Raw genomic sequence first — 19,956 nt, 5'->3', positions numbered from 1 at the left:
CCGCGTACCGCTCCCGGGGTCATTCCGGGATCGATTGCCTGTCGCTCACTCCATGCTCATACCCTTGGCCGGAGCGATCCGCGACATCGAGCGGGCCGGGATCGCCGAGGCGAGCACCGCAGCGAGGATCGCGGCCACCGCGATCAGTCCGACCTGACCCGGCGGTACGGACAGCACCGGCTCCGAGCCCGCCGGAGTGATCGAGGCCGTCCCGACCCAGCCGAAGAACGTTCCGACGCCGGCCCCGACGACGAGGGCGATGACCGTCATCAGCAGCGATTCGATGGTGATCATCCGTGACATCGCCCGCCGGGTGAATCCGAGTGCGCGCAGCAGCGCACCCTCCCGACGTCGGTCGATGACCGAGAGCGTGAGCGTATTGCTCACCCCGATCACCGCGATGACCACGGCGGCGGCCAGCAGTCCGAGCACCACGGCCAGCGCCACCTGGAACATCGACGCGAACTGCGCGCGGTTCAGTGCCGGTTCTGGGTCGGCCTTCACTCCGACGGCGTCGAGTTCGGAGTTCAGGGCCTCGATCTGCGACGTCGACGCATCGTCTGAGATCTTCGCCCAGGTCTGCTCGCCGAGGTCGCCCCCGGCGGCAGCATCGATGTGTTCGGCGTCCGCCCCGCTGACGAGGGCCGTCCCCGCGGGGACGTCGTACGAGGTGACGACCTTGAGCACGGTTTCCTTCCCACCGATGCTGATCGTCGCGGATCCGCCGTCGATGTCGTCTGCGGAGTCATCGATGCCGACCGACGTCGGGTCGAGCATCACCGTGCCCTGGTCGACGTCGTAGCCGTCGCTGCGGACGACATCGGAGTCGGCGGCCGCCTCGGCGCTGGTGATCGACAGATCATCGGAGCTTTCGTGTCCGTCGACCTCCACCGAGGCGGAGGCGGCAGGAACGTTCACCCGGTCCTCGACGATCGGCGAGTCATCGAGCACGGACTCGGCCTTCTTCCCGATCCCGGGCTCCGATCCCGACCCGGCACCAGATCCCGACCCTGCCGCACCGGTTTCGGAGACCACGAGGTCGACGGGGGTGTCCTTCGCAGTCGCGAGTTCGAGGGTGCGCTGCAGGCTCGCCGAACCGACGACGACCGCGGTGACGAGCGTGATGCCGATGAGCAGGGCTCCCGTCGTCGAGGCGGTCCGTCCGCCTGCTGTGCTCGCCGATCGTCCGGCCAGCTGCACGCTCGGCGAGCGCCGGGTGAAGACCCCGAGGATTCGGGCGAGGAGGGCCACGAGCGGCGGCACGAACACCCGCGTTCCGAGCAGCAGGGCCACGAAGAGGGCAAAGCAGCCGATGATGCCGAGCACCACGGACTGGGAGGAGGCGCCGAGAAGGCAGGTACCGATTCCGATCGCGCCGACGACGACCGCCAGCGTCAGGCGCACCCAGCGGATGCGCGGGGCCGCGGCGGGCACGTCGACCGGGCGCAGCGCCTCGATGGGTGAGACTCGTGAGGACCGGATCGCCGGGATGAGTCCCGCCGCGACAGTCACGAGGATGCCGACGACCGGACCGACGATGAGGGCCGCTGGGGTCACGGCCACCTCGCCGAATTCGGGCATCCAGAATGCTCGCGCGGCTGCCGAGAGACCCCACCCGAGGAGGAATCCGAGGCCGAGGCCGAGCACGGATCCGATGACGCCGAGGCCGAGGCTCTCGAGCACAGCGGCCCCACGCACCTGCGACCGGGAGGCCCCGACGGCACGGAAGAGCGCGAGCACGCGGGTGCGGGAGGCGACGAGCACGTTGAAAGTGTTCGAGATGACGAGCGCGGCGACTCCTGCCGCGAGCAGACCGAAGGCGATGCCGATCGTCGAGAGCATGTCGGTGGAGTCCGAGAGCGCTTCGAGTTGGTCCTCGACGACCTCGTCGACGGTCTGCACCGTCGCCGCATCACCGGCCCCGGCACCGGCCACGGCGCTCGTGACCGCCTCGGCGAGTGTGGTCCGATCGGTCCCATCGGCGGCCACGACCCGGATCGAATCCGGGACGAGTTCCCCGGGAGCCGATTTCAGTCCCGAGTCGGTGAGGTAGAGGCTCAGCCCCGAGGCAGAGGAGCCGGGCATGATGCCCGAGACCGTCAGCGTCGGGCCGTCGTCCGAGCTGCGCCCCGACCCGTCGAAGGTCCCGAGGGTCAGTGTGTCGCCGACGCCGACGCCGAGGGTCTTCGCATCGGCTTCCCGGAGCATGACCTCGTCATCGTCGGCAGGGGCGGAGCCCTCGAGGAGGTCGTGCTGACCTTCGGGGACGTTCGTCGCTGTCCCCGACACCGAGGTTCCCGACGAGGTGACCGAGACGAAGGAGGATTCGGTGAGCTGAGCACTCTTGACGCCGTCGGCCTCGGAGATCGTCGCCGCGAGGTCGTCGGTGAGCGGAGAGGATTCTCCCTCCGCGTCACCCGCGGCTCCCGGATCGTCGCTCTCGGTCGCGGTGACAGCAACATCGGCGCCGGCCCATTCGGCCTGCACCTGGTTGCGCAGGGTGTCGCCGAAGGCCTGGGAGAAGAGGAGGGCGGCGACGATGAAGGCCACCGACACGGCGATCGCGATGACCGCCGCGCCCAGCCGCCCGGAGGCGCCGCGCAGATTGGACCAGGCGATGCGGATCATCGGGCACCTCCCGCATTCGTCACGTTCATCAGCGCGGTGGCCACGGAATCGGGGTTCGGTTCGGTGAGTTCCCCGGCGAGGCGACCGTCGGCAAGCAGGACGACACGGTCGGCGCGGGCGGCGGCACGCGGATCGTGGGTGACCATGACGACGGTCTGGCCGAGTTCGTCGACCGAGGCCCGGAGGATGCCGAGCACCTCCTCACCGGCGTTCGAGTCGAGGTTGCCGGTGGGTTCGTCGGCGACGATGACATCGGGCCGGGCCACCAGTGCCCGGGCGACGGCGACACGCTGCTGCTGACCGCCGGAGAGTTCGTGCGGTCGGTGCTTGAGACGTTCCCCGAGACCGAGGAGGTCGACGATGCGCCGGAACATCTGCCGGTCAGGTTTCGCCCCGGTCAGCTGCGAGGGCAGGAGGATGTTCTCTTCGGCGTTCATCGCCGGCACGAGGTTGAAGGACTGGAAGACGAAGCCGATGCGGTCGCGACGGATCGCGGTGAGTCGGCGATCGTTGAGCTTCGACAGCGGGGTCTCGCCGATGAAGACCTCACCGGAATCGGGAGTGTCGAGTCCGGCGAGCATGTTGAGCAGCGTCGACTTCCCGGATCCGGAGGGTCCCATGATCGCGGTGAAGCGACCGGATTCGATGTCGAGGCTGAGGTTGTCCAGCGGGCGGACCGTCGCGTCGCCCTCGCCGTAGGTCTTGCGCAGGCCGATCGCCTGGATCGCGGTCGGCCGTGCCGGGGCGTTCATCGACATCGGGGGTGCTGCCGGGGCTGTGCCGGGGGCGGCGGTCGGTGACTGTCGGGGGTCGTGGTTCGTCGGTGATGTGTTCATGCCTCCAGCTTCGTCGCCGCCCCCACCTGGACGCATCGGACCGGAGGATGGTCTTCGAGGGACTCAGCGGCCGCCTCGGCGATGGGGTGTCATACCTGGGGATGACACGTGTGCGTGCGCGCGCCGGACAGGGTCACTGACCGGGGCCGGCGAGGGTCACTGTCCGGGGCCGACGAGCCCGGCTTCGTAGGCGAGCACAACGGCTTGGACCCGGTCGCGGGCCTCGAGCTTCATGAGGATGCGTCCGACGTGGGTCTTCACCGTCGGCTGGGCGAGGAAGAGTCGTTCGCCGATCTCCGTGTTCGACAGGCCGGTGGCGATGAGCACGAGCACCTCCCTCTCGCGCGGGGTCAGCGATGCGAGCCGGCGGGCGTCGGCATCGTCGAGCAGCGGCGTGTGCACCCGGTTCGACTCCGTCGGCATGGCCCCGCTATGCCCGGTCGGAGAGTTCCCGTCCGACGCCGGCCCGTGTCCCGCCGTCGGCCGAGATGCGTCAGGCTTCGTCGGCGCAGAACCACCGCCGCCGAGGTGGGGCAGCAGCTGATTGTCGAGCAGGCGTCTCGTCGTGGTGGGGGCGATGACCGCTCCCCCGTCGACGACGGTGCGGATCGAGTCGAGGAGCACCTCGGGCAGGGTGTCCTTGAGGAGGAATCCGGAGGCCCCGGCTCGCAGCGCTCGCAGTGCGTAGTCGTCATCGTCGAAGGTCGTGAGCACGATGATCTTCGGGGTCCGGATCCGTCCCGAGTCGGCGAGCGCGAGGATCTGTTCGGTGGCGTCGATCCCGTCCACGCGCGGCATCCGCACGTCCATGAGCACGATGTCGGGCTGTTCTGCCCGAACGGTCTCGACTCCGGCCGCGCCGTCGGCGGCCTGTCCGACCACTCTGAGGTCCGGCTGCGAGTCGATGACCATCGAGAAGCCGGCACGCACGAGGGACTGGTCGTCGACGAGGACGACGCGCAGCACCGCGTCAGTGTTCTCACTCATCATCGACCCTCCGTCTTGCTATCGTCGGGCGTCGCGACAGCGGCAAGGGCAGAGGCAGCGTCGTCGGAGGCCTGGGCAGTGCTCAGTCGGCGGGACAGCGGGAAGCGGGCTTCGACGAGGAAGCCGGTCGTCGATCCGAAGGCGTGACCAGGGACATTGCCTGAGGCGAACCCGGGCACGTCCCGACGCGAGTCATCCCGAGCGACTGTGCTCCGACGGGAGTCACCCCGACCGGTCGCGCCCGATCCCGACTCCTTCCCGTCCGGGCGGCCGACGCCGGTCGACCGGATCGGGCGTGCCGTCAGCGATCCTCCGTAGAGCGAGGCGCGTTCGCGCATGCCGACGATGCCGTGGCCTCGGCCGCTCTCGACTCCGCCATCGGCAGCACCTGCGCCGCCGACACCGTTCGCGCCGCCAGCGCCGCCTCCGTCATCGCTGATGCGAATGATGAGTTCGTCGCCGTCGAGCTGCAGCGACACGTGTGCGCGGGCGCCGCTGCCGGCGTGTTTGAGCACGTTCGTCAGCGCCTCCTGGACGATGCGGTAGACGGCGAGCGCCGCACCGTCGGGCAGCAGGTCGTTCTTCACTGTCTCGACTCCGACGAGTGAGACGGCGAGTCCCGCCGAACGCAGATCGCTGACCAGCGAATCGAGATCCGAGATGCCCGGCAGGGGTGCCGCCGACCGGCCGGAGTCCTCATCGGAGCGGAGGAAGCCGAGCAGGGATCGGGTCTGCGCGAGCGCGTCCCTGCCGGTCCCGGCGATCGTCTCGAGCACCTCGGCGGCCTTGGCAGGGTCCGCCTTCGCGGCGAACCGCCCGCCGTCGGCCTGCGCGATGATGACGGAGAGCGAATGGGCGATGACGTCGTGCATCTCGCGTGCGATGCGCATGCGTTCGGCGTCAGCGGCCAGGCGGGTCTCTGATTCGCGCTCCTGTTCGAGGAGACGATTGCGCTCCCAGATGCTCTCGAGCTCTCGACGCCGGCGGTAGCCGACCCCGCCGAGCAGCCAGGCGATGAGCACGATCGCCGCACTCAGCGCCACGACCGTGCCCAGCAGCAGGTACGATCCCGCTTCCAGAGGTCGGGACCCGGGTCCGATCGTCGACTGCAGAAGAACGAGGTACATCCACCCGCCCAGCATCACCGAGCCGGTCAGTCCGAGTCCGAGCACGATGCGTCCGTGCGTGCGGCTGCCCCATGCCGTCGTCGAGAAGATGGTGAGCGGGACCGCGATGATGCCGAGGTTGGGGCCCGTCATCGTGATCACGCCGAGCAGGAAGCCGGCGGCGATGAGAGACGAACTGAGCAGCGGGCGGGTGCGTCGCAGTGCCAGCGGTGCTGTTTCGAGCACGGCGATGGCGATCTGGACGAACGACGGCACCATCGACACGACGTTCGTCTGCGCGATGGACACGGCGGTGAGGACTCCGAAGAACGTGACGGGCAGCGCCCAGAACAGCGAGTCGAGGATCCACGGACGGGCGGTGAGGAACCTCCGCAGACGTTCAGAACCATCGAGACGTCCCGTGTCGTGCTCCGACGAGGCGGTGGCCGAGAGAGTGCGGGAGTCCATGGCCTTCATGCTAGTGGGGTCGGCTGATCCGCCGCATCATACTCAGGTCTGACCTCCGCCAGGCCGCACCTCCGCTTGGCCGAACCTCCACCTGATCTCTCCCATGTGCCACAGCCCGTGTGTCACAATGAAGAGGACTCGTGCGCGTCGTTGCCGGCGCAGACGCGTCGCGGCGGTGGGGCTCGCCGCACCCAACCTCGGCTCTCTGAGCACTCCGACCCCGGAGAGACACTCCGAACCCGGAGAGTCGACAACAGTCCCTACCTCAACCGGCGTCAGCATGCCCGAAAGGTAGGAAACACATGACCCCGCAATCCGATACAGGCGCACAGGCGCAGTCAGAGGCCCAGGCACGGCCAGCGGCACAGACACCACCAGGGGCACGCGCCCGCATCGTCGTCGGCCTCGTGCCCGATCAGCCCGCCGAGGTGCTCGAGACGGCCGCGACCTTCGCCGAGCGCTTCGGTGCCGAGCTCATCCTCGCCCATGTCGATGACTCCCGGTACACCGTCGAGGTCCAGCCCGATGGTGAGCTCGTCACGATGCCCATCGATCCCGATCTCACCACCGAGGATGCCGACGAGCTCGACGCCGACCTCCTTGCCGACATCTCCCGCACCCTCGAGGGCCGGAATGTCGAGTGGACGACTCGGATGCTTGCCGGCGGACCGATGTGGGAGCTCGATCGCCTCGCCGAGGCGGTCGACGCCGCGATGATCATCATCGGCGTGCGCAAGTCCGGCATCAAGGGCTCCCTCCACGAGTTCTTCAACGGCTCCGTCGCGATCCAGCTCGCGCAGAATCAGCATCGCCCGCTCGTCGTCGTTCCGCTCCGTGACCGTGACCGACGCCGGAAGGCATATTCGGGGAAGGACGCCGAGGCGGACCGGGCATGAGCCGCCCGGTTCATCTGCGTGCCGCCTACCTCGGTCTCGCCGTGGCCGGCGGCACGGTCGGCACCGCCGTGCGTGAGGGCATCAGCCTCGCCGTGCCCGAGTTCGACGGGATACCCGTGGCGATCTTCGGCATCAACATCCTCGGCGCGTTCCTCCTCGGACTCCTGCTCGAATCGCTGGCCCGCCGCGGACCCGACGTCGGCGGGCGCAGGAGGCTGCGCATCCTCGTGGGCACCGGGTTCATGGGCGGGTTCACCACCTACAGTGCACTCGCGACGGATGCGGCGAGCCTCCTCGGCGAAGGTCGTGCCGGGATCGGGATCGGCTACGGTCTGGCCACGGTCGTCCTCGGCGGGCTGGCCACCTGGGCGGGGATCGCGCTCGGGACTCTCAGACGGAGCCGCCCGGATGCGAGCGAGGTTCCTGTGGATCCCGACCTCGCCGAGAACGGAGGCCCGCGATGAGCGTTCTCCTGTTCGCAGCGATCGCCGTGGCCGGCGGACTCGGGGCGGGCCTGCGGATGGTCCTCGACGGGGTCATCAAGTCCCGGACCACCGGTCCGACCCCGTGGGGCACGATCGTCATCAACGTCTCCGGATCGCTCGTCCTCGGATTCCTCACAGGCCTGGCCGCGCAGGCACTGCTGCCCGAATCATGGCATCTCGTCATCGGCACGGGCTTCCTCGGCGGGTACACGACGTTCTCGACGGCCAGCGTCGAAACGGTGCGCCTGCTCCAGGAGCGCAAGTGGGCGATCAGCCTCGTCAACGGCCTCGGCACGCTCATCGTCGCGACCGCGGCGGCAGGGCTGGGACTGTGGCTCGGCGGCATCGCCTGGTGAGTCCGGCCCTCGCGCGACGCAGCAGCGTCCGCCTTCTCCGCGGTTCGACCGCAGGCGACCCGCCCCTCAGCCCTCTTCCCGGGCCTCCCGTGCCGACGCGACATCGTCGACGATGATGACGATGTGACGCAGGCTGGTCAGCAGCGAACCGTAGAGCGGCCAGGATGCGGCCGGCAGGTTCCCATCGGATGACAGATCCGTGGCAAGAGCCTCGAGGCGGTCGAAGACAGGTTCGACCTCGGCGTCGGGATCGGCGATCGAGCGACCGGCGTCGGCGACGATCGCCGACCACTCCTCACGGAATCGTGTGTCCCAGTCACCGTCGGAATAGGAGGCTTCGCGCAGCGTGCGGGCGAGGTTGCGCAGGTGCGAGATGCCTTCGTCGACGCGCTGCAGGATGTTCTCGTAGCTCTCATTCGATGCCTGGTCGGCCTCGACCTGATGCCGCCGGGTGGGCCGGGGCACGGCGATGCGGGGGTTGCCGCGTCGGCTCTCCCGCGCGAAGCGCACCGAACCCCATGCGGAGTCGATCTCCCGGCTCATCGCCTCGGTGCGTTCGAACCAGTCCTCGGCCTGGTCGGTCTCCCACGACCGGCTGAACTCCCGTGACATGTCGATGAGCACCTCGCCCATCTGCTCGTTGATGCTGTCGATGTACCGAGCCGCCTGCTGGTCTCGCACCGGCGGGATGACGATGAGGTTGACGGCGAGTCCGATGCCGACGCCGAGGGCGATCTCGAGGATGCGGTCGAGCAGCAGCGGCTGCTGTGAGTCGAATCCGGAGCCGAGGATGAAGATCGCCGTCGTCGCGATCGCCACTCCTTCGTCGCGCAGCCAGCCCACGCGCGATCCGAGCATGCCGACGAAGAGCGCGAGCGCGAAGGTCCACAGACTCACCCCGAGGAAGTGCCCGATGACGAAGGAGATGCCGACTCCGATCGTCGACGCCACCGTCGACTGGATGCCCCGCGACAGCGACCTGTAGACGGTCGCATGCACGGTCAGCAGCGCGGTCCACGGTGCGAGGAAGGGCATCTGGGAATCGAGCACCGCGCCGGAGAGCCACCATGCCAGCGTGGCCGCGAGCACGGTCTTGAGGATCTGGAACAGGTCGGTGACGAATTCGGGACGCCGGACGTAGCCCGCCAACCGATGAGCGATTCCTGCGGAAGAATGATCGGAGGACAGGGTGGGCACAGCGGTCTCCTCTGCTCGACGACTGGGCATCATGACGAACGTCCGCGCAGGGTCGCAAGGAACGTCTCCGCCCATCTCTGGCTTTCATCCGAGGCTACCGTCTCGGCCATGGCGTCGATACGCCTTGCAGCGTCGCGGGGATCGAGCGTCATGGCGCTCATGATCGCGTCCGCCAACCCGGGACCGTCGTGCGGATTGACGACGACAGCACCGTCGAGCACATCGGCGACCCCGTCGAATTCCGAGACCACCAGCGCTCCCCCACGTCCCCGTCGGGCGGTCACGTACGCCTCGGCGCTCAGGCCCATTCCCTCCCGCAGTGGTGTGGAGAGGAAGACGTCGGCGGCGAGGCAGAGGCCGATGAGCTCGTCGACGGGAACGTCCCTGTGCCGGTACATCACGACCGGTCGGCCCAGCCCGGCGAAGCGTCCGTTGATATGGCCGATGCACCTCTCGATGTCCTCGCGCAGCCGATCCCCGGCAGCATCCGAGGCGCACGGTGGGAGGACGACCTGGAGGAAGCTGACCGCCTGCGGGTCGATCCTGCCGTCTTCGAGCAGGGAGCTGATCGCGTGGAGGCGGTGCATGATGCCGCAGGTGGGATCGAGCCGATCCACGGCGAGCAGCAGAATATCGGGATCGCCGAGGTGGCTGCGCAGGTGCCGATGCTCACCGCGGTCGACCACGGTGTCCGCGGCGGCCGCGATCGCTTCTGCGTCGATCGCAGTCGGGGCCACTGTCAGCGACGGCAGCGAGCTAACCTGCAGATCGGTCACCGGCGCCAGCGCCGCGGCGACATCGGCGAAGTTCGTGCGGTCGCCCTCGCGTTCGAAGCCGAGGACATCGGCCGCCAGCAGTCCGCCGAGCATCTCCTCTCGCCATGGCAGCTGGGAGAAGGTCGGCAGACCGGGGAAGGGCACGTGCAGCGAGAAGCCGATGAGCAGATCGGGCCGCAGGCGTCTGAGCATCCGCGGCACCAGTTGGAGCTGGAGGCCGTGGATCCACACGGTCGCCTGGGTATCGGCGACCTCGGCGGCCGCCTCGGCGAACCGGGTGTTGACCTCGCGGTAGGCCGTCCACCACGACTGGGAGAAGCGCAGCCCGGAAAGATCATCGTGGTAGAGCGGCCAGAGCGTTCCGCGCGTGAGGCCGAGACCGTCGGCCTCGATGAAGCCGGCCGATTCGTCGAGAGGCACGGACCGCATCGGCAGACCCGGGCTCTGCGAATTCGCAGGGGTGTCCGGGCTCTCCGGGTTCTCCGTACTCCCCGGAGCCTCCGAGCACTGCTGCTGTGTGCTCCCGCCGACCCAGATACCGTCCTCGGCGCGAGTCAGAGCCATGAGCGCGGGGATGATCGCCTCACCGGTCGCCCAGTCGTCACCGGTCGCCCGTTCTTCACCGGACGCCCGGTCCTCGCCTATCGCACAGTCGTCGCTGCCACGGCGAGGAAGCCATGGGGACACCATCACGAGGCGATGCCGTCCGGACATCTCGATCACCGTTCCTCCAGATCAATGACGTTTATCCTGTAATCTCACTTTTATAGCAACCAGATCGACGCTATCAGCACGGCGCACAATTATCGAGATTGTCATATGAAATTCTCGCTGTTAGTGTCGATTACTCTGTAAACACGCATTCGATACTCGTACACACTTCCGTCATTCGGAGGACCATAATCGAAAGGACCTCACCATGGGCTTCTTCGCCTATCTCATCCTCGGACTCCTCGCCGGAGCCATCGCCAAGCTCATCCTGCCGGGAAAGCAGGCGGGCGGGCTGATCGGCACGCTCATCATCGGAGTCATCGGCGCCCTCCTCGGCGGATGGCTCGGCAGCGCCCTCTTCGGCGTCGGAGTCGATTCGTTCTTCGAGATCTCGACCTGGCTGTGCGCGATCGGCGGCTCGATCATCGTCCTCATCGTGTGGGGACTCATCACCGGCCGCTCACGTCGCGCGGCACGCTGAGTCGACCCTGCTGAGTCGACCCTGCTGAGCCGACCCGACAGGGTCACGCTCACTGAAAGTACACCCCCTCGGACTCCACGACGGCAGCCTCGGCGATCGGCCCGAAGCACTCCCCACGCATCGGCCGCCTCCTCCCCCGAGGCGGCCGCCGGCGATCCTGCTGAGTGTAGGATCGCTGGGACGGGCCGCCGTCAGTCGAGACTCGCGGCCTTCCGCAGATCAGTGAAGTGAGGAGAGGTCATGGCCCGCCGACGCCTGAGCCGCAGCGATGTCGTTCAGGCCGCAGTCGCCTACATCGACGAGTACGGGGTCCGATCACTGACCATGCGCCGTCTGGGGGCAGCACTGGATGTGGAGGCCATGGCACTGTACCGCCACGTTCCCGGACGGGACGAGCTCATCTCCGCGGCGGTGAGCGAGCTCATCGACGCGCTCTTCGACGACGACCTCATGCAGCGGGAACCCGACTCGTGGGAGGAGTATCTGCAGTGCGTGGCCAACGCCACCCGCCGCATGGCTCTCACCCACCCGCGGATGTTCCCGCTGATGATCACTCAGCCGCCCGAAGCGCCATGGCTGCGCCCGCCCCTGCGGAGCATTCGCTGGGTCGAGCATTTCCTCTCTTCGCTCAAGGGCTTCGGATTCTCCGATGCCGCAGCAGTGGACGCCTACAAGGCCTTCACGAGCTTCCTCCTCGGCGACCTGTTCCTCCAGGTGTCCGCGATGGGCATCGACACCCCGACGGCCCCCGAGGCGGGTGACGCGGAGGAGGACCTCGAGGACTTCGCCACCGTCAGCCGGCTGCGGAATCTGCTCGCCGAGGACCACTCCGACCGCGAGTTCGACGACGGCCTCGACGACCTCATCGAACGCATCCGCGCCTCGCTCGACACCTGAGCACCGAGGCGGCAGTCCGCCTCAGCTCTTCGCGAGCTCCTCGGCGCGCGCGGCCTTCTTCCGCCCCCGGCCCAGGTCGATGGCTCCGATGATCCCGGCCGCGATGATGATGAGAGCGATGACCGTGAACCCGGCGATGATGGCCGCGGCATAGCCGGCCAGCGCCTGGAAGGCGAAGAACACGGCGGTGACGACGGCGATGCCGATCGCCGTGCCCACACGCTGCCCGGTCTGCATGATCCCACCCGAGGTGCCCGCGTACTCGACAGGCACCTCGGCGAGGGTGAGCGTCTGGTTGGGGCTGATCGTCATTCCCTGCCCGATGCCGAGCACACCGAGGGAGGCGAGCATCCACCAGATGCTGATCCCCCAGGTTTCGTGGGCGAGCACGATGAGCGCCGAGGCGACCACTCCGGTCAGGGCGATCCCCACCCCCAGGACGACCATCTTGCGCCCGAAAGTGAGCACGACCCGCCCGGCTGCCTGCGCGCCGGCCGCCGAGAGCAGGGCCGAGGGCAGTCCCATGAGACCGGCCTCGAGGGCGGGGAAGCCGAGTCCGTTCTGCAGGTAGAGGGCGACGATCACCCAGACTCCGGGCATGCCGACGAAGTACACCGACGACAATGATGCGCCATAGGCGAAGCTGCGGGTGCGGAAGAGCTGCATATCGACCATCGGTGAGCCGCCTCGGCGCGAGTAGCGGTTCTCCCAGCGGACCCAGACGATGACGACGACGGCGCCGATGGGCACGAGGACGTAGATCCAAGCGCCGAGGCTGCGCTCGAGGAACGGGAGCATGACGAGCAGGGTGCCGACGGCCAGGAGGAGGATGCCGATCGGATCGAAGTCAGCGCGCGTCCGGCCGTTGCCGTTCGGTGCGCGGTCAGGCGAGGCAGTGCCGTTCGAGGTGGCGTCGTTCGAGGTGGTATCGTTCGAGGCAGCATCGACAGACGCAGTATCGGAATCGGAGGCGTTGTCGCTGCCGACCCAGGCGCTGCGCGGCAGCCAGAGGCGGCCGAGGATGATCGCGATGAGTGCGATCGGGACGTTGATGAGGAAGGCCGAGCGCCAGCCCCATTCGTCGCCGAGGATGGCGATGAGTCCCCCGCCGAGCACGGGTCCGATGCCGACGGAGACGCCGACGATGGTGCCGAACATGCCGAAGGCGCGTCCGCGCAGCTTGCCGTGAAAATACTGCTGGATCATACCCACGCCCTGCGGGCTGAGCAGGCCGGAGCCGATGCCCATGACGATGCGGGCGAGGTTGAGCATGAGTGGATCGGGGGCGAGTCCGGCGATGAGGGAACCTGCGGCGAAGACGCCGACGCCGATGACGAAGAGTCGCCCGCGGCCGAACAGGTCGCCGGCGCGACCGGCGGCGACGAGGAAGACGCCGAAGGCCAGGGTGTAGCCCGAGAGCACCCATTGGATCGCGGAGTTCGAGGCGCCGATCGAGCGCTGCATGTCGGGGAGGATGACGTTGACGATCGACACACTCAGCAGCGACATGAACATCGGCACGAGCATGACCGCGAGGATCTTGCGCTGCTCGGCCGACATCACGGACTCAGAAACATTACCCATTCATATTGTTCTACTCCGCTTCGGGCCTGGGCACAATCGGTCCCCGTGGTGCGATTGCTCACCACCACGGGGATCGAAACGACGGCTCTGCCGCCGACTGAGTCAGAGGCTCAGCTATACGCGCGGTGGTACTGCGCCGGCCGGTAGTCGATGTCAAAGCGCAGGGCATCGGCGGCCCGGAGTGCGAAGTTCGGGTCGCGCAGGTATTCGCGTCCGACGAGGATCGCGTCGGCCTGACCGGTGGCCAGAATGTGCTCGCCCTGGAACGGCTCATTGATGAGCCCGACCGCGGCAGTCGGGATATCGGCTCGCTCGCGGATCCCGGCAGCCAGCGTCGTCTGATAGCCGGGGCCGACGGGGATCTGCGCCAGGACGTTGCCGCCGGAGGAGACGTCGATGAGGTCGACGCCGTGGCTCTTGAGCCAGCCGGCGAGTTCGATGGTGTCGTCGAGGCTCAGCCCGCCTTCGGTCCAGTCGGTGGCGGACAGGCGCACGAACACGGGCACCTCGTCACCCACCTCGGCGCGGGTGGCGTCGACGACCTCGAGGAGCAGCCGGGCACGGTTCTCAGGCGAGCCGCCGTACGAGTCGGTGCGGGTGTTGCTCAGCGGGGACAGGAATTCGTGGAGCAGGTATCCGTGGGCGGCGTGGATCTCGACGAAGTCGAAACCGGCTTCCATCGACCGGCGAGCCGACGCAGCGAAGGCCCGGACCACCTCGGCGATCTCGGATTCAGTGAGCGCGCGAGGTTCGGCGAGCCCCTCGAAGGCCAGCGCCGACGGGGCGACGGTCTGCCATCCGCCCTCACTCTCGGGAAGGCTGCCGGACCGGTCAGTGCCCCACTCCGGGAAGGTGGAGGCCTTGCGACCGGCGTGCGCGAGCTGGATGCCGGCGGCAGCACCCTGTGAGTGCAGGAAGTCGACGATGGGGACGAAGGCGTCGCGCTGTTCGTCGTTCCACAAACCGAGGTCACGGGCCGAGATTCGCCCTTCGGGGACGACTCCAGTGGCCTCGACAATGACGGCGCCTGCTCCGCCGCGGGCCATCGAACCGTAGTGGACGGTGTGCCAGGGGGCGGGAACGCCGTCTTCGCGGGTCACCGAGTACTGGCACATCGGCGGCACCCAGATCCGGTTGCGGAAAGTCAGGCCGCGCAGGGTGAGCGGTTCGAACAGCAGATGAGACATAAGACCTCGGAATCGTGTCGAGAAGTTCGTGCGGGAGTATTCGGTCGGGAGTATGCGGTTGGAAGTTTGAGAATCTTCGTACTTCGAACTGACACGATACTACGAGATAATTCGTACTACCAAATATCTCGTACAATGGAGGCAGAAGCAGACACGACTACGACCGCTTCCGAGACGATCGGAGTGTCCCCGACACGATGAGAACAGCGACCTCACGGGCGAAAGGAGGCCCTCGAATGCGCACACTGGCACACCCCAGTCGGGACGAGATGCGACTCGACACCGTCCTGGCCGCACTGGCCGACCCGGTTCGCCGCACCGTCGCCTGCAAGCTCAACGATGCCTTCGGCGATCACGCGTGTGCGACCTTCGAGCTTCCCGTGTCGAAGTCGACGGCGACTTACCACTTCCGCACCTTGCGTGAGGCCGGCGTGATCCGGCAGGAGTACGAGGGTACGAAGATCATGAACACTCTGCGCAAGGACGACCTCGATGCCCGGTTCCCCGGCCTCCTCGACGCGGTCTTCGCGGCCCAGGCCATCGAGCGCGCCGAAACCTGAGCGTCGTCACCGCGAGCCTGCGCGGCGGTGCCTCACAGGCTCCATCCCTCAAAGAAAAGCGGCACAGTCTGCGACAGATGGCCCGGTTCGCAACCAGGGCATTCTGTCGCAGAATGTGCCGAAATCTAGCCGTCCGCTCGAAGAAGGTCTCCGCTCACTCCCCGCGGCCGATGGCCTCGACGGCGGTCGGGTCGGATGAGTGCAGGAACTCTTCGATGCGGGCAGCTTCCTCGCGCTCGCCGATCGCGCCGGCGGCGCGACCGAGGGCGTAGAGCGCGCGGAGGAACCCGCGGTTGACCTCGTGCGAGTACGGGATCGGGCCGGCGCCGCGCCATCCGGCGGCACGCAGGGCGTCGAGTCCGCGGTGGTAGCCCACACGCGCATAGGCGTAGGCGTCGACGAGGCGGCCTTCCGTGTGTGCCTCATCGGCGAGTTCGGCCCATGCCAGGGATGAGGCGGGCAGGGCTGCCGCGACGTCGATGGGCTCCTCACCGGCGTCGATGCGCTTCTTCGCTTCAACATCCGGGTGGTCCTCGGGCAGGTAGGTCGGCTGCGGGCCGAGCTGGCTCGCGTCGAGGTTCCCGATGTGCGAGGGGTTTCCGATCGGCTGGGTCATAGCGTCTCCTTTTCGTCGAGGTTCGTCGTCAGGGTCGTGGTCATCATCGCGCCGAGGCGGCTCCCTGCCCCAGCACCGGTATCAGTCGGTCTTCATCTCAGAGGGCAGGACCTTGTACGGGTTCGTGCTCAGCGCACCGGTGGCGCCCTCGTCGGCGAGGCCGTCGAGCTGCTTCTTGCTCTTCGCGTCGGTGGCCCACACGTCGAGGTCCTCTTCAGACCAGGTCGATACGGCGTCCGAAGCGACGGCGACCGCGGTATAGCCGGCACCGCTGAGGTCATCGGGTGACGTCGAGGCGTAGTCCCCGGTGAACATCGCGTCAACGCCGGCGTCGGCTGCGGCACGGGCCACCTCGGCGTCATCGGTGCGCACGATGGTCGAGTCGGTCAGCTCCGCCTCGGTGATGGTCTTCAGCGCGGGGCCGGCCACCTCGGCGGTGTCGATCTCGGGCATGATGACGGTATCCCCGCCGACCTCGTCGACGAGGTCATCCCAGGTCATCGTCTCGCCGGACTCGGTGTCCTTGCGCGGGGGCGTGATCGTGGCGTCGGAGAATTCGGCGGCGGTGAGTTCGTCGAGGTTCTTCTTCAGCCCCATCGCCTCGGTCGCGGTCTCCGGGTTTGCGGCGACGATCGTGCCGTCGCTGAGCCGAGCCAGGGTCGGGGCTGGCAGGTAGCCGAACTTCACGTTCTCGGTGAAGGCGCGCTTCGAGTTCGCCGGGTACACCGCGGACCCGCCGTCGAGCGCGGCCACGGCCGGCGGGTTGAGAGAATCGACGGTCAGCCGATCCTTCGATCCGAAGACGTTGACCGCGACGACGCCGATGACGAGGAGGACGACGATCCCGCCGGCCCATAGGGGTGCGTTGAATTTCTTCGGCTCGGGGCGGTCGGGCACGGGGACTCGCTCGCGTGCTTCGGGGTCGACCGAGGGCAGCGGATCGGTGAAGCTGCGGCCGTAGCGGTCCTTGTCCAGCCTGCGCTTCTTCTTGCTCATCGGCTGCTGTCCTTCGTCGTTCCGGCGCCGGTGACCAGGCCTTTGAGGAATCCGGCACCCCAGCACAGGTGCATGGTGGGCAGAACGATGCCGAACCAGAATCGTTCGCGACGCCCGCAGTCCTTCGCCGCCGAGGCGGTAGCGAGGATTCCCGCGATGTAGCCGAAGCTGGGGACGTGGATGAGTGAGGTGAAGCGGCGGAGGAACTTCGGCCACTTCTTCGTCGTACCGCTCAGCTGGAGCAGGGTTTCGATGACGGCGGCACCCATGCCGAGCACGAGGATCGGCGGGGCGAAGTAGCGCAGGGAGTTCTTCCCTCCGTAGCGACGGATGAGTTCGGCGCGCCAGATGCCGGTGGCCCAGAACTGTTGGGCGATCTTCGACCAGGTTCCGCGCGGCCAATAGGTGACCCGCATGTCCGGGTTGAACCAGATGCGACCGCCGGCGGTGCGGATGCGCAGGTTGAGTTCCCAGTCCTGTCCGCGTTTGATGCCTTCGTCGAAACCGTCGAGGGCTTCGAAGACCTCGCGCCGGTAGACGCCGAGGTAGGCGGACTCGGCTTCCCCGGCTTCGTCGCCGGAGTGGTAGGCGGGACCACCCAGGCCGACCGGGGACATGTAGGCCCGGGCCACGGCTTTCTGGAAGGAGGTCTTGCCGCGGGCGAGCATCAGCCCGCCGCAGTTCGCGGCTTTCGTCTCACGCAGGGTGTCGATGGCCTGCTGCGTGTAGTCGGAGCTGAGTCCGGAGTGCGCGTCGACGCGGATGATCACCGGGTGGTGGGTCGCGCCGATCGCGAGGTTGAGTCCGATCGGGGTCGCTGCCTGCGGGTTGTCGACGGTCTGGATCCGGGAGTCGGTCGCGGCCATGGCTGCGATGATGGCGTTCGTGTCGTCGGTCGAGGGACCGAGGGCGAGGACGACTTCCTTGTCCCCGTCGTAGTCCTGGGCGAGGATCGTGGTGATCGCCTGCCGAATGTGCTCGGCCTCGTTGAGGACCGGCATGATGTAGGAGACGCCGGGCTTCTCGGCCAGCGGCGGCAGACCCTCCGGGGTCAGGATCTCAAGTACTTTCGACACGCCCTCAATCTTGTCACACGCGCGCGGGCGCGGTCTTGAGGGGGCGCTCAGGTGGGCGGGTGGGCGGGCACGCAGAGGCGGTCACCTTCCGTCGAGGAGCTGAGCCTTAGACGATCGGCTCACCTTTCGACGATCGGCTCGATCGGCAGGTCGTATTCTGCCGCGAAGGCCACCCAGTGGGCGGTGGGCTCTGCGGCGAAGGCGCGTTCGAGCGTTTCATGATCCGATCCGAGGGCCGCGGCGAGCGCCTTCGCGAAGTGCGGCTCCAGACAGGCGACCGCGACATGACCGTCGGCCGTGGCGTAGGTCCGATAGAAGGGAGTTCCCCCGCCGAGGTGGCCGCCCGGTGAGCTGAGACCATGCCGTGCAGCCCCTGCCGCCCATCCGGCGGCTTCGTCGAGGACGACCCGCCGAACGATCCCGCGCCGTGCAGTGCCGTCTCCCGCGCCACCCGCGCTCGCGTTGCCCGCGCCCGCGCCACCCGAGCCCGTACTGCCCGATCCGCCGGCACCAGCCTCAACATCGGCTCCCCTGCGCACGTCCCGCTCCCGCAGCCCGGCGAGCGCTTCGAGTGCGGCATGCTCACCGCCGAGTACGTCGGCGACGGGGATCGTCGGCATGTGCCCGGGCACCAGCGTGGCGTGCGCGGCCTGGTAGGTGAGGTCATGGCCGGGGACATCGGCGCGGTCACCGGCGAAGCCGACGATCTCGACATGGACGAGTTCATGCTCGTCGACGAGGTCGGGCAGACCGAGTGCGGCAGCAGCCTTCGGTCGCATGGCGGTGAGCAGCATGTCCGCCTCGGCGGCGAGGTCCCTCAACCGCCCGAAATCAGCATCATTTTTGAGGTCGAGCGTGAGGATCTCCTGCCCTGCAGTCAGTTCCGCATAGTACGCAGGCACGCCGGCCTCGAGGGCATCGCCGGCCGGCGGCTCGACCTTGATCACGTGTGCCCCGAGGGCGCTCAGACGCGCTGCTGCCAAGGGCCCGGGCAGGTTGCCCGCCAGCGAGATCACTGTGATTCCGTCCAAGGGCTGGGTTGTGCTCATCGTTCCTGATCTCCTTCGTCGGCGTACTCCCGCGCCCCTTCCACCACGACCGCGACGATGTCGTCCGGGTGCGATTCGGGCAGCCAGTGCGATGCGCCTTCGAGCGGAACGAACCGGTAGGGCCCCTCGACCCAGTGGGCACTGAGCTCCGCGGTGGTCCGCGTGAAGGCGACATCCTCGCTGCCCCAGATGAAACTCGTGGGCACGGTGATCGGCGTGCTCGGCATCCGCTCGTCCAGCGCCATCGCCTGGTAGTACTTGAGCACGGAGACGAACGTACCCGGCTCGGAGAAGCGCTCCACATACGAGGCGGCGAGGTCGCCAGGCACCGCGCCGCCATAGAGTCCGATGAGCCGCTCACCGTCATTGCGCAGCAGGGAGTTCGCCACCGCCTCGGGGTGGTCCTGGATCGAGCGCATATATTCCATCCGGGCATACTGCTCGTCATCGGTCTTCAGCTGCCGGCCCAGCGCCTTCGGGTGCGGGGTCGAGACGACGGTGCAGGTGTGCAGGCGCTGCGGATGGTTCGCGACGAACGGCCATGCGACCACGCCGCCCCAATCGTGGCCGACGAGGTGGAAACGCTCGATTCCGGCGGCACGGGTCACCTCGGCGAGGTCGCCGACCAGCTGCGAGACCGCGTAATCCTCGACGCCGTCGGGACGCGCGCCCGGCGAATATCCTCGCTGGTCATAGGCGAAGACACTCATCCCCTGCGCGAGGAGACCCGCGGCCGTCTCCTCCCAGCACGAGGCGTATTCCGGCCACCCGTGCACGAGAACCGCATCGCCGAGGCTGGGGTCAGGTTGCGCCGGCGTCGCACGGAAGGCGCTGAACTCCCCCTGCGACGTCGTCACCGTGAGCGCTTCGGCCGCAGCCGTAGCGGGCAGCTCCTGCAGGCGCCCTGCCACTGAGGCATTGTCGAACGGAAACCCGAGGCGGTGCTCGTCGCGGTTCCCACCGCCAGACGGCGCCCCGTCCTGGTTCCCATCGGTTGTCGATGACGTCATGCGTCACCCTCCTCGCTGAAGGTGTCTCGTCGCGAAGGTGCCTCATCCGAACCG

At 67.9% G+C, this 19,956-nt stretch carries 19 protein-coding genes; 6 read left to right on the top strand and 13 right to left on the bottom strand.

From position 1 onward, the window contains the following. Positions 1-45: 45 nt before the first annotated feature. From J9314_RS03655 to J9314_RS03640, 4 genes are all read right to left on the bottom strand, one after another. Positions 46-2,628, bottom strand: coding sequence for an ABC transporter permease (locus J9314_RS03655; protein ID WP_210604601.1), 2,583 nt, complete (start codon positions 2,626-2,628; stop codon positions 46-48). Beyond that, positions 2,625-3,464 (bottom strand): ABC transporter ATP-binding protein, encoded by an 840-nt coding sequence (locus J9314_RS03650; protein WP_425514173.1) that lies wholly within the window; start codon positions 3,462-3,464, stop codon positions 2,625-2,627. Before J9314_RS03650 ends, J9314_RS03655 begins: the two co-directional genes overlap by 4 nt. Before the next feature lie 156 nt (positions 3,465-3,620). Then, entirely contained in the window at positions 3,621-4,451 is an 831-nt protein-coding gene (locus J9314_RS03645) for a response regulator transcription factor (RefSeq protein WP_210604600.1), read from the bottom strand. Beyond that, positions 4,451-6,025 (bottom strand): sensor histidine kinase, encoded by a 1,575-nt coding sequence (locus J9314_RS03640; RefSeq protein ID WP_210604599.1) that lies wholly within the window; start codon positions 6,023-6,025, stop codon positions 4,451-4,453. The genes J9314_RS03645 and J9314_RS03640 overlap by 1 nt, the downstream gene beginning before the upstream one ends. Positions 6,026-6,327: 302 nt before the next feature. On the opposite strand from J9314_RS03640, the gene J9314_RS03635 reads away from it, so the two are divergent. From J9314_RS03635 to crcB, 3 genes are read left to right on the top strand one after another with little or no spacing between them, the layout of a single operon-like run. Next, on the top strand, positions 6,328-6,921 hold the full coding sequence (locus tag J9314_RS03635) for a universal stress protein (RefSeq protein ID WP_210604598.1): 594 nt from the start codon (positions 6,328-6,330) through the stop codon (positions 6,919-6,921). After that, positions 6,918-7,385 carry a fluoride efflux transporter FluC gene (locus J9314_RS03630; protein ID WP_210604597.1) on the top strand — a complete coding sequence of 156 codons (468 nt, stop codon included), beginning with the start codon at positions 6,918-6,920 and terminating at the stop codon, positions 7,383-7,385. The genes J9314_RS03635 and J9314_RS03630 overlap by 4 nt, the downstream gene beginning before the upstream one ends. Further along, positions 7,382-7,762 carry a fluoride efflux transporter CrcB gene (crcB, locus tag J9314_RS03625; protein ID WP_210604596.1) on the top strand — a complete coding sequence of 127 codons (381 nt, stop codon included), beginning with the start codon at positions 7,382-7,384 and terminating at the stop codon, positions 7,760-7,762. Before J9314_RS03630 ends, crcB begins: the two co-directional genes overlap by 4 nt. A gap of 66 nt (positions 7,763-7,828) precedes the next feature. On the opposite strand, the gene J9314_RS03620 is transcribed toward crcB, so the two are convergent. Together J9314_RS03620 and J9314_RS03615 are read right to left on the bottom strand one after the other, a co-directional pair. Continuing rightward, positions 7,829-8,959, bottom strand: a complete 1,131-nt coding sequence (locus J9314_RS03620) for an aromatic acid exporter family protein (protein WP_246490592.1) — start codon at positions 8,957-8,959, stop codon at positions 7,829-7,831. 29 nt (positions 8,960-8,988) lie between these two features. After that, positions 8,989-10,449, bottom strand: coding sequence for an alpha,alpha-trehalose-phosphate synthase (UDP-forming) (locus J9314_RS03615; protein WP_246490726.1), 1,461 nt, complete (start codon positions 10,447-10,449; stop codon positions 8,989-8,991). A 205-nt stretch (positions 10,450-10,654) separates the two neighbouring features. Between J9314_RS03615 and J9314_RS03610 the strand changes: the two genes are divergently transcribed. Together J9314_RS03610 and J9314_RS03605 are read left to right on the top strand one after the other, a co-directional pair. Further along, positions 10,655-10,927, top strand: coding sequence for a GlsB/YeaQ/YmgE family stress response membrane protein (locus tag J9314_RS03610; RefSeq protein WP_210604594.1), 273 nt, complete (start codon positions 10,655-10,657; stop codon positions 10,925-10,927). A 240-nt stretch (positions 10,928-11,167) separates the two neighbouring features. Next, a complete protein-coding gene (locus tag J9314_RS03605; RefSeq protein WP_210604593.1) occupies positions 11,168-11,824 on the top strand; it encodes a TetR/AcrR family transcriptional regulator in 657 nt (218 codons plus the stop codon). 21 nt (positions 11,825-11,845) lie between these two features. On the opposite strand, the gene J9314_RS03600 is transcribed toward J9314_RS03605, so the two are convergent. Beyond that, positions 11,846-13,408: an MFS transporter gene (locus tag J9314_RS03600; protein WP_210604592.1), complete on the bottom strand. Its 1,563-nt coding sequence runs from the start codon at positions 13,406-13,408 to the stop codon at positions 11,846-11,848. 110 nt (positions 13,409-13,518) lie between these two features. Next, positions 13,519-14,595: an NADH:flavin oxidoreductase/NADH oxidase gene (locus J9314_RS03595; protein ID WP_210604591.1), complete on the bottom strand. Its 1,077-nt coding sequence runs from the start codon at positions 14,593-14,595 to the stop codon at positions 13,519-13,521. A 236-nt stretch (positions 14,596-14,831) separates the two neighbouring features. Here J9314_RS03595 and J9314_RS03590 point away from each other — a divergent pair, with 236 nt between their 5' ends. Then, positions 14,832-15,155, top strand: a complete 324-nt coding sequence (locus J9314_RS03590) for an ArsR/SmtB family transcription factor (RefSeq protein ID WP_181276436.1) — start codon at positions 14,832-14,834, stop codon at positions 15,153-15,155. A 154-nt stretch (positions 15,156-15,309) separates the two neighbouring features. On the opposite strand, the gene J9314_RS03585 is transcribed toward J9314_RS03590, so the two are convergent. The 5 genes from J9314_RS03585 to J9314_RS03565 form a co-directional block, all read right to left on the bottom strand. Continuing rightward, positions 15,310-15,771: a DUF3151 domain-containing protein gene (locus J9314_RS03585; protein ID WP_210604590.1), complete on the bottom strand. Its 462-nt coding sequence runs from the start codon at positions 15,769-15,771 to the stop codon at positions 15,310-15,312. Positions 15,772-15,852: 81 nt separating this feature from the next. Continuing rightward, positions 15,853-16,767, bottom strand: a complete 915-nt coding sequence (locus J9314_RS03580; protein ID WP_210604589.1) for a hypothetical protein — start codon at positions 16,765-16,767, stop codon at positions 15,853-15,855. Continuing rightward, complete coding sequence (locus J9314_RS03575; protein ID WP_210604588.1) at positions 16,764-17,843, bottom strand: glycosyltransferase family 2 protein; 1,080 nt, start codon at positions 17,841-17,843, stop codon at positions 16,764-16,766. Before J9314_RS03575 ends, J9314_RS03580 begins: the two co-directional genes overlap by 4 nt. 119 nt (positions 17,844-17,962) lie before the next feature. After that, complete coding sequence (locus J9314_RS03570; RefSeq protein ID WP_210604587.1) at positions 17,963-18,892, bottom strand: CoA transferase; 930 nt, start codon at positions 18,890-18,892, stop codon at positions 17,963-17,965. Continuing rightward, positions 18,889-19,902, bottom strand: coding sequence for an alpha/beta fold hydrolase (locus J9314_RS03565; protein WP_210604586.1), 1,014 nt, complete (start codon positions 19,900-19,902; stop codon positions 18,889-18,891). Before J9314_RS03565 ends, J9314_RS03570 begins: the two co-directional genes overlap by 4 nt. Positions 19,903-19,956: the final 54 nt, after the last annotated feature.

Origin of the sequence: Brevibacterium oceani, assembly GCF_017948325.1 — a bacterium.
GTDB classification, from domain to species: domain Bacteria; phylum Actinomycetota; class Actinomycetes; order Actinomycetales; family Brevibacteriaceae; genus Brevibacterium; species Brevibacterium oceani.
The sequence above is the reverse complement of the archived record's forward strand: the minus strand, read 5'-3'. Positions and strand labels throughout refer to the sequence as shown.